Raw genomic sequence first — 12,129 nt, 5'->3', positions numbered from 1 at the left:
GTCTAAAGTGTTTCCTGTTAAATAAATTTTGCCTGACTTATAATAAATTTTTACAGTGTAGTTTTTTTTATTGGTTTCATAGTCTTCAATTTCTTTGATATACTCAAAGTTATTTTCATTTGAGGTGACAAAGAAAGCATCTGTATAAAATAATTTTTTCTTAATATCTTGTGAATAAATAGTATTCGATAAAACAAGAAGGAATAAATAGATAAATAGTTTTTTTGAACTCATAAAAAGAGGTTGATTAAAAAAGCTCAGCTATTTGTTGATTTACAAATTCCAAGAAACGCTCATCTTCTTCAGTAAAGGGATCTATAACATGGCTATCAATATCAATTTGACCTATGTTTTGTCCATTTACAAAAAGAGGTACAACGATTTCAGATTTTACAGTAAAACTACAAGCAATATAATTGTCTTGAGCGCTTACATCGGGCACCACAAAATTTGCATTCGACTCGGCAACTTGTCCGCAAATTCCTTTTCCAAACGGGATAACTGTATGGTCTGTTTCTGCGCCTACATAAGGACCTAAATGTAAAGTTTTGGCTTCATGGTTGGCAAAATAAAATCCTACCCAATTATAGTAGGAAATAGAGCTGCTTAATAATTGGCAAATTTCTAATAATTTTTCATCCCTTGTTTGTTCAGGACGTGCTATGATTTCGGATACTTTTGGTTTTAAATCTTGAAATGTCATTTTTCTTAAATTTTAGTTAGTACAAAAGTATTTAAAGAGATTTCTTTATTTTACATAAATTTGTTAAAAAAATTATTTTGAAAAAATATTTAGATCGCTACAAACCCTTTTTACAATTCTTAGGTTTGTTTTTTATAAGTTATTTGATTTTTACATTGTGTTATCAATATTATCTAGGAACTTATGAAAATAATGAAGTTGATGGATTTACTAGAGTTGTGAGTATAAATACGGCCCAAATACTTCAAGTTTTCACAGAGGGATCTTATGTGATTAAAGATGCATCTCAAGATTATATCAAATTGATTTATTGTGGAAAATACGTAGCTAAAATTGTGGAGGGATGCAATGCTATGAGTGTCGTTATTTTATTTGCCTCGTTTATAATTGCTTTTTCAGGAAGATTCAAACCTACGTTTTTATATATTGTCTTGGGTAGTTTATTTATTTACATACTCAATGTGATACGAATAGCATTGTTAAGTTCGTTGATTTTTCATTATCCTGAACAAGAACCTTTATTGCATGGGGTAATTTTTCCGCTGTACATTTATGGTGTTGTTTTTATTTTATGGATTTATTGGGTTCAAAAACATTCAAAGTATGCGTCAAAAAAAACAAAATAAAGTATTTAGAATCTTAGCCATTGTAACATTGGTTTTTCTAATAATTCTTGTTAGAGCATTCGAAAATCAATTGTTTAATGATCCTTTATTGGAGTTTTTTAAAAAGGATTTTTCTAGTTTGAGTCTGCCTGATGTTTCAAATTATGCTTATTTTATTGTGTTGTTTTTTCGATATGCCATAAATACGGTGTTGTCATTAGGTATTATTTATTTTGTATTTAATGAAATTGAATTGGTAAAATTATCTCTGGTTTTGTATTTGTTGTTTTTTGCGCTTTTGATCATTGGTTTTTTTACTGTTGCCAATATTTCGTACGAGAATCAAAAATGGCATCTGTTTTACATTAGAAGATTTATCATACAGCCGATTTTTTTATTGCTGTTTGTTGCTGGTTTTTACTATCAAAAGAGAGGATTGCGGTAGTTTTGTTGCATAGTAACCGTTAATAAAACTTTAAAATAAAGTATTATATTGCTCCAGAAACTTATTATGCTTACTTTCACGCACTATAAATTTAGGTTTAAAATATTTTTAGAATGAACGAATTTGATTGGAAAAATTTAATTGACCCGCTTTTTTACATCCATTTTGACATAAACGGAATCAAGTTGGGAATTTATATAGTTTTATTTATTGTTTTTGCTGAAACCGGACTTTTTGCAGGTTTCTTTCTGCCAGGTGATAGTTTGTTGTTTTTGGCAGGGATCTACAGTCGAGAGTTAATTGAAAATATATTTATAATTGACAATGATTTTTTGAATGTAGTTTTGTTATCTACTTTGGTAGCTTTAGCTGGAATTTTAGGAAACATCGTAGGCTACTGGTTTGGTTCTAAAAGCGGCTATTACTTATACAATAAAGAAGATAGCTTTTGGTTTAAACGCAAATATTTGGTTCAGTCCAAAGATTTCTTCGAAAAATATGGTGGCAAGGCAATTATTTTTGCTCGTTTTTTACCAATTTTTAGAACATTTGCGCCTATAGTTGCAGGAATCGTATCTATGGATAAGAACAAGTTTATGTTTTATAACATCCTAAGTTCTTTTATATGGTCATTCACATTAATTTTCGCAGGACATTATTTGTATGGTTTTTTGTTAGAGAATTATCAAATTGATCTAAAAGAGCATATAGAGTTGATTGTATTAGCTTTAGTGGGTATTACAGTTCTACCAGTGATTTATAAGTTTAGTAAAAAATCAAAAGTTCAAGAGTGATTTAATTGGGATTTGAACAGCAATTGATTAACATGAAAAAGGATGTAGTTTTCTATAAACTACATCCTTTTTTTATGTTTAAATTTATAAATCTATAAAATGAGTTTCGCTTATTAGTTTCCCATCAAAGGTAAATCCTTCAAGAGTAACTTTTATTTTCTTTTGATTTAAGTTAGGAATTTCTGCCTTTGTTGTATTTAATTGGTCAGTAAGTAATGTAGGAATCCAGTTGATTACTCCGTAATTTATAAAACCATTATCATTAGTACTGCTGTATTCAACATTTTCAAATTTTGGAGTATCGCTATATCCATTGACAATGGGTACACTTTTAATACTATTATTGTTTATCCAAGGTTTTGTCTTGAATTTTTTATAAATTCTTATAGTACCTTGAAGATTGCGCCCAGAGGAAACAAGTGCACTTGGATTCAAATAAATTTCTTCAAGTTCATTCATTTGAATGTTTTGTAAAAACGAAAAGTCTCTAATTTGCATGTCATCCATAAAAATCTCAGGAGATTTAGCAATTCTATCTCCTCCACTAGGACTTATAATGGAAACATTACTACCTGAGTTATATACTCTAAATCCTTTAGTGTCTAAAAAGGTGAGTAAATCAATAGATTCTTGACCTGTAATTTTATATCCTCTTAAATTTACATTACTTAGTTTTTTTTCATGAACTAAAATATCTTTAGATTCTCTTGCCTTCACATTCACGCTATTTAGCAGTATTGATTCTTCTTTAAATACAGGAATATCTTCTATAAGAGTGTTTGCAATCTGATCATTACTTGTTATGGAAATCCCTTTAAAAGCATGATTATAATCCCTTTGCCCATTAATTACTTTAGCAGTGTGCGCAAGTTTGATTGGATTACTATCTGTATTTCTTTGCAAATTGTAATCAACTAAAGTGGAGTCACTTAAAATTAAGTTTTTGAATTCAAAATCACCATCGTCAGAAATGGGAGATTGAACATTAATTTGATGATGGTACGATCTAAAACTAACGTTGTAATCCTTTACGTCTTTGAGAATTGGCGAAATAACTTTTCCCTTTATAGTAAGACCCATGTCAAATTCATATAAATTTTTTGGAACATTAGAAATGATTTCATTCCATGAATATTTTGATTTTGGTATACTAAGCATTAAAAGATCCAATTCATATTTCTTGGCACTTTTAGTATTAACTAGATAGCTGTCAATATTTTTTACGGGAGAATTCAAGTAAAAATTACACAAGAAATCAGTTGTTATAGAGCTATTCCAATCTGTATTTTTTCCGTTATCAGGAACAATTGATATGCTAACATTTGCATCTTTTTGATTCGATAACCCCTCTAATTCAAGTCCTCCATTTAGGTTTGTTTTTTTTGTAAGTGCTAAATTTTCTTTATTTTTTGGTAGTTTTATAAAAGTTCTTTCAGCAAGTTGATTTAAATCCTGATCGATTATTCGAACAACATTAATACCATCCGATATAGCATCTGTATTAAAAATAATATTTTGTTCCAGCGTATTTGCGTCTATATTCACATCAAATAACAAAGCTCTATCATCTTGATGGACCACTAGAAATAATTTATTCTTATTTATTTCATTAATAGTTTCAGGATTGGTTTTTATTTTTACCGATGCTTTGTCAACCAATGAAAAACTGTTTACCTCTAGTGTTACTCCTTTTAGGGCAATGGGAGGTAAGCTTTTTGTGATGGTTTTATTATTCAGGTCAACTGATAGCGTGTAATTTTCATTTTTCGGATTTAAAACAAACTTTCCTAAACCTTCATTGTTTGTAGCAATTTCTGAAATTATTTCATTTGAAGCGTTTTTTAAGTAGACAGTTTGATTACCAATTGCATTATTATGTGCGTCTGCCATTTTAATTCCTACGGTATTGTTGATTCCGTATAATAAAACACCACCCTCTGGAAACACTTCTATTTTAGCTGTTTCGGGGTTGGGAATTGTACTGTCTAAGAAACTAGGTTTTTGAGTATTTATGATTTTTATGGGATAAATACTGGATTCATCTTCCAGAAAATTATTCATCCAATTGGTGTAAACTTGAACGTAATAATTTCCTGAAGGCAATTTTTTTAAATCTTTAAAAGCTCCTTCAAAAGTGCCAGTATTAGCATAACTGAGTTGTTTGCTAATTACTGCTCCAGATTGATCGTGCAGTACAACAAAAACATTCATGGTATTGTAAAATGGTAAAAGTTCTTTTCTATTATAGGTGTATCCTTTAAACCAGATTGATTCGTTTGAGAGATATGTTTTTTTATTCAAATGAAGATGAATATTTTCTCGTTCAAGTGAAAAATATGCATTTAACTTGTCAATAATTTGGGGTTTATTATTGTCTTGACTAAAAGAAGCTATGCATATAAAGAAAGTTATTAATGCATAATAGTTTTTTTTGAAATTCATAATAAATGGGTTGGTTTTAGTTGTTAATTTAGTAAGAAAAATTAACACCAATAACTACGCCAAATTTAATTGTAGAGGCAAAAAAAATGAGCTCGAAATACAATCGAGCTCATTTTCTTGAAAATCTAGATATTCTGTTTTTATTTTTATTTGTAAATCTAAAGGACGATTTATTACATCATCCCTGGCATTCCACCACCCATTGGCATTCCGCCACCAGCGTTTTCTTCTTTAATGTCAATTAGAGCACATTCTGTAGTTAAGATCATACCAGCTACTGATGCAGCATTTTCTAAAGCTACACGAGTTACTTTTTTAGGATCAATAATCCCAGCAACAAGCATATCTACATATTCGTCAGTTTTAGCATTGTAGCCAAAATCTCCTGAACCCTCAGCAACTTTTGCTACTACTACTGAACCTTCAAGACCAGCATTTTCTACAATAGTTCTCAACGGAGCTTCTACAGCGCGGGATACAATTTGTATTCCTGTTGCTTCATCAGCATTGTCTGCAATAATGTTGCTTAGAACATTTTTAGCTCTTAATAATGCAACACCACCACCAGCAACAATACCTTCTTCTACTGCAGCTCGAGTAGCGTGTAAAGCATCGTCAACTCTATCTTTCTTCTCTTTCATTTCTACTTCAGATGCAGCTCCTACATAAAGTACAGCAACACCACCCGCTAATTTAGCCAAACGCTCTTGTAATTTTTCTTTATCGTAATCAGATGTTGTTGCTTCCATCTGACCTTTAATTTGGTTTACACGGTTTTTAATCATGTCTGCATCTCCGGCACCACTTACAATCGTTGTATTGTCTTTATCAATAGTTACTTTTTTAGAAGTACCTAACATTTCAATTGTAGTGTTTTCAAGAGTGTATCCTCTTTCTTCAGAAATAACAGTACCGCCAGTAAGAATAGCAATATCCTCTAGCATAGCTTTTCTTCTGTCTCCAAAACCAGGAGCTTTAACAGCAGCAATTTTCAAAGCCCCTCTTAATTTATTTACTACTAGTGTTGATAAAGCTTCTCCATCTACATCTTCAGCAATGATTAATAATGGTTTTCCAGATTGAGCAACTGGCTCAAGAACTGGTAGTAATTCTTTCAGTGAAGAAACCTTTTTGTCATATAAAAGTATGTATGGATTTTCCAATTCTACTTCCATTTTTTCAGAATTAGTTACAAAATAAGGAGAAAGGTATCCTCTGTCAAATTGCATTCCTTCTACTACATCAACATACGTATCAGTACCTTTAGCTTCTTCAACCGTAATCACTCCTTCTTTTCCAACTTTTGCGAAAGCAGTAGCGATTAACTCACCAATTACTTCATCATTGTTAGCAGAGATAGAAGCAATTTGTTTGATTTTCTCAGAATCACTTCCTACTACTTTTGCTTGCTGTGCTAAGTCGGCAACGATAGCTTCAACAGCTTTATCAATTCCTCTCTTTAAGTCCATTGGATTTGCTCCAGCAGCTACGTTTTTCAAGCCTTCTTTTACGATTGCTTGTGCTAAAACAGTTGCAGTTGTAGTTCCGTCTCCAGCTAAATCATTTGTTTTAGAAGCGACTTCTTTTACCATTTGAGCTCCCATGTTTTCTAATGGGTCTTTCAATTCAATTTCTTTGGCTACAGTAACACCATCTTTGGTTACGTTTGGTCCACCAAATGCCTTTCCAATGATTACATTACGTCCTTTTGGTCCTAATGTTACTTTTACAGCATTTGCTAATGCATCAACACCACGTTTTAATCCGTCACGTGCTTCTATATCAAATTTTATATCTTTTGCCATTTTTTCAAAAATTGTTTAATTGTTTTAAGTGTTGAAAGTTTCAATTTTTTTTATTCCCTTTATGGGATTGTCTAGACTATACTATCGCTAGAATGTCGTCTTCACGCATAATTAAGTAGTCTACACCTTCTAGTTTCAATTCTGTACCAGCATATTTGCCATAAAGTACGATATCTCCAATTTTCACTGTCATCGTGTGCTCTTTTGTTCCGTTTCCTACTGCAACAACGGTTCCTTTTTGAGGTTTTTCCTTGGCAGTATCAGGAATATAGATTCCAGAAGCAGTTTTTGTTTCAGCAGCCATAGGCTCAATTAGAACTCTATCCGAAAGTGGTTTAATGTTTAAATTCATGGTCGTATGTTTTTATATAAAATTAAAAAGTTGTGATTATGTTTTTTCAGAAATTGTGCCATCTTGCTTGAACTGACATATTTTCCTAAAAAAAATGCCAGCTTTGACAGGCTGGCATTTAATATATATGTAATATTATTTATTTTGCTGGAGCTGGAGTAGCTGGAGCGTTTTGTACTGGTGCAGCTGGAGTAGTTGGCGCAGTAGTACTTGTATTTTCAATTATCTTAGAATCAGTATCGCTAAGCGTTCCTGTAAAACTTAAACTTGAAAACAAGATCAGTAATATAAGGATTGTTGCTAAAGTCCATGTACTTTTATCTAAAAAATCAGTAGTTTTTTGAACTCCGCCTAACATTTGAGAACCTCCAATGTTTGAAGATAATCCACCACCTTTAGGGTTTTGAACCATTATAACTACGATTAATAAAAAACATACTATAGTTATTAAAACTAAAAAAATTGAAAATGTGCTCATTGTTTAATTATTATTATGTTGTAAAATCTTAATATCCGAAATGCGGTTCGCAAAGAAACTACTTTTTTCTGGATATTTCAAAATTAATATTTCATAAGCTTGAATTGCTTTTTGATATTTTTTTTGTTCCAAATATACTCGTGCGAGCGTTTCGGTCATTAATGATGAATTATCAGTTGTATTGATATCAATGGTAATAGGTGTTGTTACTCCATGTTTTCCGGGTGTGATTTTTGGACTGGTCTCAATAAACTTGTCAATTAGTTCTAGTTTTTTTCTTTTTTCCTCATCCATTAAAGTTTCTGGTTCAGGTGCTGTTTCGTCTCGTTTTATAGGCTCGGTACGAGATAATTGAAGCCATTCTTGAAACGAATGTTGCTCTTGTTTTGAAAAATCAAGTGGAGTTCCTATGGCCAGTTTTTCCTCTATTTGATGGGATCGTTCCGCAGGTTCAATAATACTAGATTTAGTAATGGAATTTAAAATTGATTTTTCAAGAGTATTTACACTTGGTTCTACTTTTTTTTCTGGAGCAATAATTTCACTGTCAATTACTTGAATCTCTTGAATTTCCTTTGCTTTTTTCTCATACAAGCTAGTATGAATAGAAATAAAAGTTTCGGATGTTATGAAATCAAATAATATAGATCTATCTGTGGTGTGGGCAGCTGTACGTTTAAGTGCGTAATTATATTTGTAACTGTCTTGGTTATAAAGTCCTTTTAATTGAAGCGCTCTTGCACTTTGAAAATACGGAAATTCATCTATTATCTGATCTAAATCTTGTGTTTGTTGCACCTGAATGGAATCCGGATTGTTGATTAAGTGGGTAAAGTCAGTTACATTCATGGTATTAATTGTTTCAGTTATTCCTATTCAACTATAGAATTTTTGTACTTTTAAACATTTGGTTACTTACCATTTTGCTAATGATTCATTAAAAATTTCTTGTGTAATTCTTTCAAAAATTTCTTTTAAAGCATTGTTTAATGTTGTTCCAGTAAGTTGTTGATCAGCTGGGTAATCAAAAAAGAAGGAGAATGGTTTTTCAAAATTATCTGTTTCTTTCTTCTTGTTTGTAAAACGTACATTTACTCTTACTGTTAGTCGGTTTTGCGCAGCACGTTGATCAGCAGTAGCGGTCATGGGACTAATACGGTATTCTACTATTTCCCCTTCATATGTCAAATCGGCACTGTTTTTTACCAAATTTAAATTAGTTTGATTTTGAATTAAATCTTGAAGTTCACGTGTAAAAGTTAGGTCAATTCCAGGCTCAATAAGTTCAGCATTGTTTTGAAAAAAACCTACCTGAAACGTTTCGGCGTCTATTTTACCGGTTCCTGTGAAGTTATACACAGAGCATCCTTGCAAACAAGAAGCAAAGAATATTGCAAGTACGAATTTTAAATATTTCATATAATGAGTAAAAGTTAATTTCGATTTGTTTGACCTGTTAAGTCTAGTGACATTAAATTACAAGTCAAATTGTTTAATTTTTCTATATAAAGTACGTTCGGATATTCCCAGTTCATCAGCAGCGGCTTTTCGTTTTCCTTTGTTTTTTTCTAATGATTTTTTGATCATTTCTATTTCTTTCTGCTCGAGTCTCAGGGTTTCTTCTTCCTCGATTGTTTCGGCAAATAAATAATTATCTTCAGGTTCTTGGTACAAACTTTCGTTATTCAAGGTTGTAATTTGGTTGGTTCTAGGGGATTCTTCAAAGTCTATTTCGTTGTCATTTTCCTTAGAACCGTATATTTTTTTGATCAAACTTTGATTGGTCTCTTGCACTTTTGAACTTCCATTCTGAATCAATTCCAGAGTCAATTTTTTCAAGTCATTCAAATCACTTTTCATATCAAAAAGGACTTTGTATAAAATTTCTCTTTCGGTACTGAAATCGTTTTCACTTTTTTTATCCTTGATTACAGAGGGTAGGTTGCTGCCTTGTTCTGGTAAGTAAGATTGTAAAGTAGAGGAGGTGATGTCTCTGCTTGTTTCTAAAACTGAAATTTGTTCAGCCACGTTTCGCAATTGACGAATGTTACCACTCCAACGAAATTTTTGCAACAAGTGAACAGCACTTTCCTCTAATTTTAGTGGTGGCATTTTATATTTGTGTGCAAAATCAGCAACGAATTTTCTAAATAATAAGTGAATATCGTCTTTTCTATCTCTTAAAGGAGGCAAGGTGATATCAACGGTACTCAATCTATAGTATAAATCTTCTCTGAATTTTCCTTTTTCTATGGCATCAAATAGATTCACATTGGTTGCAGCCACAATTCGAACATCAGTTTTCTGAACCTGAGAGGAACCCACCTTAATAAACTCACCATTTTCTAGAACACGCAACAAGCGTACTTGTGTGGTAAGTGGTAATTCTCCCACTTCATCAAGGAAAATGGTGCCTCCATCAGCCACTTCAAAGTAGCCTTCTCTGGTACTTGTAGCACCCGTAAACGCTCCTTTTTCATGACCAAAAAGTTCACTATCTATAGTTCCCTCTGGAATTGCTCCACAGTTTACGGCAATGTATTTTCCGTGTTTTCTATGAGAAAGCGAGTGTATGATTCTAGGTATGTTTTCTTTTCCTACGCCGCTTTCACCGGTTACCAGCACGGTAATATCAGTTGGGGCAACTTGTATGGCTTTTTCTATGGCACGATTGAGTTTTGGGTCATTCCCAATAATCTCAAAGCGCTGTTTTATTGATTGTACTGATTCCATTTGATTTTTGTTTAAAGTTTTTTTTGTTTCAGGTTTCAAGTTATAATGAGAACTTTAAACCTGAAACTTGAAACTAACTTTTCTAATTCATTTCAGAATATCCAACCGCTTCCCCTTTTAAAGTTCCGCTTGTGCAAGAAGTAATTTTGACATTTACAAAATCTCCAATGTTGTAATTCTCTTTTGGAAAAACTACCGTTATACTCTGCGAATTTCTTCCAGAGAATTCTTCTGTTGATTTTTTAGAAACTTTTTCGACTAAAACTTCTACGGTTTGACCAATGAATTCTTCACTACGGAACCAAGCGTGTTTTTGTTGTAAATCTACAATTTCTTTTAATCTACGGGCTTTAGTTTCTTCTGGGACATCATCTTCCATTTTTCTTCCGGCCAATGTTCCTGGACGTTCAGAATACGAATACATATACCCAAAATTATACTTCACGTACTCCATTAAGCTCATTGTGTCTTGATGATCTTCTTCAGTCTCTGTTGGGAAACCGGCAATCATATCTTGAGAAATAGAGCAATTTGGGATTATAGTCCTAATTTTATCAATCAAAGTCATGTATTCTTCACGAGTGTGCAAACGGTTCATTTCCTTTAAGATTCGGTTGCTTCCAGACTGAACCGGTAAATGAATGTGTTTGCAAATATTAGAATGCTTAGCAATAACATGTAATACACTTTCATGCATGTCTTGTGGGTTAGAAGTTGAAAATCGAATTCTCATTTTAGGAAAACCAATAGCAACCATCTCAAGTAATTGATCAAAATCAACGGCTGTGGCTTTTTGCATCTCGCTAGCATTTTCAAAATCCTTTTTCAGTCCACCACCGTACCAAAGGTAGCTATCTACGTTTTGACCGAGTAATGTAATTTCTTTAAATCCTTTGTCCCATAAATCTTGAACTTCTGCCATGATACTTTGAGGTTCACGACTGCGTTCACGTCCACGGGTAAAAGGCACTACACAAAAAGTACACATATTATCGCAACCACGAGTTATAGAAACCAAAGCCGTAATCCCATTGCTCATCAATCGAACCGGAGAAATATCGCCATAGGTTTCGTCTTTTGATAAAATAACATTTATAGCATCTCTACCTTCCTCAACCTCTTGTAATAAATTGGGTAAATCTTTGTAAGCATCAGGACCTACAACAAGATCTACAATTTTTTCTTCCTCAAGAAATTGACTTTTCAAACGTTCTGCCATACAGCCCAAAACCCCAACTTTCATTTTAGGGTTAATGCGTTTTACGGCATTGTATTTTTCTAAACGTTTTCTAATAGTTTGCTCTGCTTTATCGCGTATAGAACAGGTATTTACTAGAACTAAGTCGGCCTCTTCTAAAACTTGTGTGGTATTGTACCCATTTCCAGATAAAATGGAAGCTACAATTTCGCTATCCGAAAAATTCATCGCACAGCCATAGCTTTCTATAAAAAGTTTCTTTGTATTCTGGGGTTTATTCTCTAAAACAAGACTTTCGCCTTGTTTGCTTTCTTCAATAATCTTTTCCATGCTATTTTTTCAAAGCACAAAGATACGTTAAAACAAATAAATGTGACAACTTGTCAGATTAAGAATTAACAGTATTTTATGTTTGAAGAAGTAGTTGTTTGCGTGTGCCGATTTTTTACAAAAAAGAAAAAAAGCTAGCATTTAAAACTTTATTTTAATTGGGATTATGAACGTAATTTTTGCCTTTTTAAAGAGTATAAAAAACAAAACTCCCGAGGCAATTCGAGAGTTTTAAGTATGAAGT

13 protein-coding genes are annotated in these 12,129 nt (G+C 32.4%); 3 read left to right on the top strand and 10 right to left on the bottom strand.

Annotated features, from left to right (window positions below; all coding sequences use genetic code 11):
- The coding region (locus FPG59_RS16875; protein WP_217875865.1) for a hypothetical protein at window positions 1-234 on the bottom strand (234 nt) is incomplete at its 3' end.
- 13 nt (window positions 235-247) lie between these two features.
- Window positions 248-703, bottom strand: a complete 456-nt coding sequence (locus FPG59_RS09160) for a GAF domain-containing protein (RefSeq protein WP_086454312.1) — start codon at window positions 701-703, stop codon at window positions 248-250.
- A gap of 77 nt (window positions 704-780) precedes the next feature.
- On the opposite strand from FPG59_RS09160, the gene xrtF reads away from it, so the two are divergent.
- The 3 genes from xrtF (at window position 781) to FPG59_RS09145 (ending at window position 2,547) form a co-directional block, all read left to right on the top strand.
- Entirely contained in the window at window positions 781-1,329 is a 549-nt protein-coding gene (gene xrtF, locus FPG59_RS09155) for an exosortase family protein XrtF (RefSeq protein WP_086454311.1), read from the top strand.
- A complete protein-coding gene (locus tag FPG59_RS09150; RefSeq protein ID WP_086454310.1) occupies window positions 1,307-1,753 on the top strand; it encodes an exosortase F system-associated protein in 447 nt (148 codons plus the stop codon). The genes xrtF and FPG59_RS09150 overlap by 23 nt, the downstream gene beginning before the upstream one ends.
- Before the next feature lie 113 nt (window positions 1,754-1,866).
- Entirely contained in the window at window positions 1,867-2,547 is a 681-nt protein-coding gene (locus FPG59_RS09145) for a DedA family protein (protein WP_086454309.1), read from the top strand.
- 84 nt (window positions 2,548-2,631) lie between these two features.
- On the opposite strand, the gene FPG59_RS09140 is transcribed toward FPG59_RS09145, so the two are convergent.
- From FPG59_RS09140 to miaB, 8 genes are all read right to left on the bottom strand, one after another.
- Window positions 2,632-4,989, bottom strand: coding sequence for a hypothetical protein (locus FPG59_RS09140; protein WP_140344620.1), 2,358 nt, complete (start codon window positions 4,987-4,989; stop codon window positions 2,632-2,634).
- Between the two features lie 173 nt (window positions 4,990-5,162).
- The gene (gene groL, locus FPG59_RS09135; protein WP_086454307.1) at window positions 5,163-6,794 is read right to left on the bottom strand and encodes a chaperonin GroEL; all 1,632 of its coding nucleotides are present in this window, start codon (window positions 6,792-6,794) and stop codon (window positions 5,163-5,165) included.
- 76 nt (window positions 6,795-6,870) lie between these two features.
- Complete coding sequence (gene groES / locus FPG59_RS09130) at window positions 6,871-7,146, bottom strand: co-chaperone GroES (protein WP_086454306.1); 276 nt, start codon at window positions 7,144-7,146, stop codon at window positions 6,871-6,873.
- Between the two features lie 139 nt (window positions 7,147-7,285).
- Window positions 7,286-7,624, bottom strand: a complete 339-nt coding sequence (gene secG, locus FPG59_RS09125) for a preprotein translocase subunit SecG (RefSeq protein WP_086454305.1) — start codon at window positions 7,622-7,624, stop codon at window positions 7,286-7,288.
- Between the two features lie 3 nt (window positions 7,625-7,627).
- A complete protein-coding gene (locus FPG59_RS09120; RefSeq protein ID WP_086454304.1) occupies window positions 7,628-8,473 on the bottom strand; it encodes a tetratricopeptide repeat protein in 846 nt (281 codons plus the stop codon).
- 66 nt (window positions 8,474-8,539) lie between these two features.
- On the bottom strand, window positions 8,540-9,043 hold the full coding sequence (locus FPG59_RS09115; protein WP_086454303.1) for an LptE family protein: 504 nt from the start codon (window positions 9,041-9,043) through the stop codon (window positions 8,540-8,542).
- Window positions 9,044-9,100: 57 nt separating this feature from the next.
- Window positions 9,101-10,357, bottom strand: coding sequence for a sigma-54-dependent Fis family transcriptional regulator (locus FPG59_RS09110; RefSeq protein ID WP_086454313.1), 1,257 nt, complete (start codon window positions 10,355-10,357; stop codon window positions 9,101-9,103).
- A gap of 82 nt (window positions 10,358-10,439) precedes the next feature.
- Entirely contained in the window at window positions 10,440-11,885 is a 1,446-nt protein-coding gene (gene miaB, locus FPG59_RS09105) for a tRNA (N6-isopentenyl adenosine(37)-C2)-methylthiotransferase MiaB (protein ID WP_086454302.1), read from the bottom strand.
- Window positions 11,886-12,129: the final 244 nt, after the last annotated feature.

It is taken from the genome of Flavobacterium sp. FPG59 (assembly GCF_002150205.1).
In the GTDB taxonomy this organism is placed as follows: domain Bacteria; phylum Bacteroidota; class Bacteroidia; order Flavobacteriales; family Flavobacteriaceae; genus Flavobacterium.
The sequence above is the reverse complement of the archived record's forward strand: the minus strand, read 5'-3'. Positions and strand labels throughout refer to the sequence as shown.

Coding starts and splice junctions, on each gene's coding strand:
- FPG59_RS09160 (WP_086454312.1), bottom strand. CDS start 703: ATGACATTTCAAGATTTAAAACCAAAAGTATCCGAAATCATAGCACGT.
- FPG59_RS09150 (WP_086454310.1), top strand. CDS start 1,307: ATGCGTCAAAAAAAACAAAATAAAGTATTTAGAATCTTAGCCATTGTA.
- FPG59_RS09145 (WP_086454309.1), top strand. CDS start 1,867: ATGAACGAATTTGATTGGAAAAATTTAATTGACCCGCTTTTTTACATC.
- FPG59_RS09140 (WP_140344620.1), bottom strand. CDS start 4,989: ATGAATTTCAAAAAAAACTATTATGCATTAATAACTTTCTTTATATGC.
- groL (WP_086454307.1), bottom strand. CDS start 6,794: ATGGCAAAAGATATAAAATTTGATATAGAAGCACGTGACGGATTAAAA.
- groES (WP_086454306.1), bottom strand. CDS start 7,146: ATGAATTTAAACATTAAACCACTTTCGGATAGAGTTCTAATTGAGCCT.
- secG (WP_086454305.1), bottom strand. CDS start 7,624: ATGAGCACATTTTCAATTTTTTTAGTTTTAATAACTATAGTATGTTTT.
- FPG59_RS09120 (WP_086454304.1), bottom strand. CDS start 8,473: ATGAATGTAACTGACTTTACCCACTTAATCAACAATCCGGATTCCATT.
- FPG59_RS09115 (WP_086454303.1), bottom strand. CDS start 9,043: ATGAAATATTTAAAATTCGTACTTGCAATATTCTTTGCTTCTTGTTTG.
- FPG59_RS09110 (WP_086454313.1), bottom strand. CDS start 10,357: ATGGAATCAGTACAATCAATAAAACAGCGCTTTGAGATTATTGGGAAT.
- miaB (WP_086454302.1), bottom strand. CDS start 11,885: ATGGAAAAGATTATTGAAGAAAGCAAACAAGGCGAAAGTCTTGTTTTA.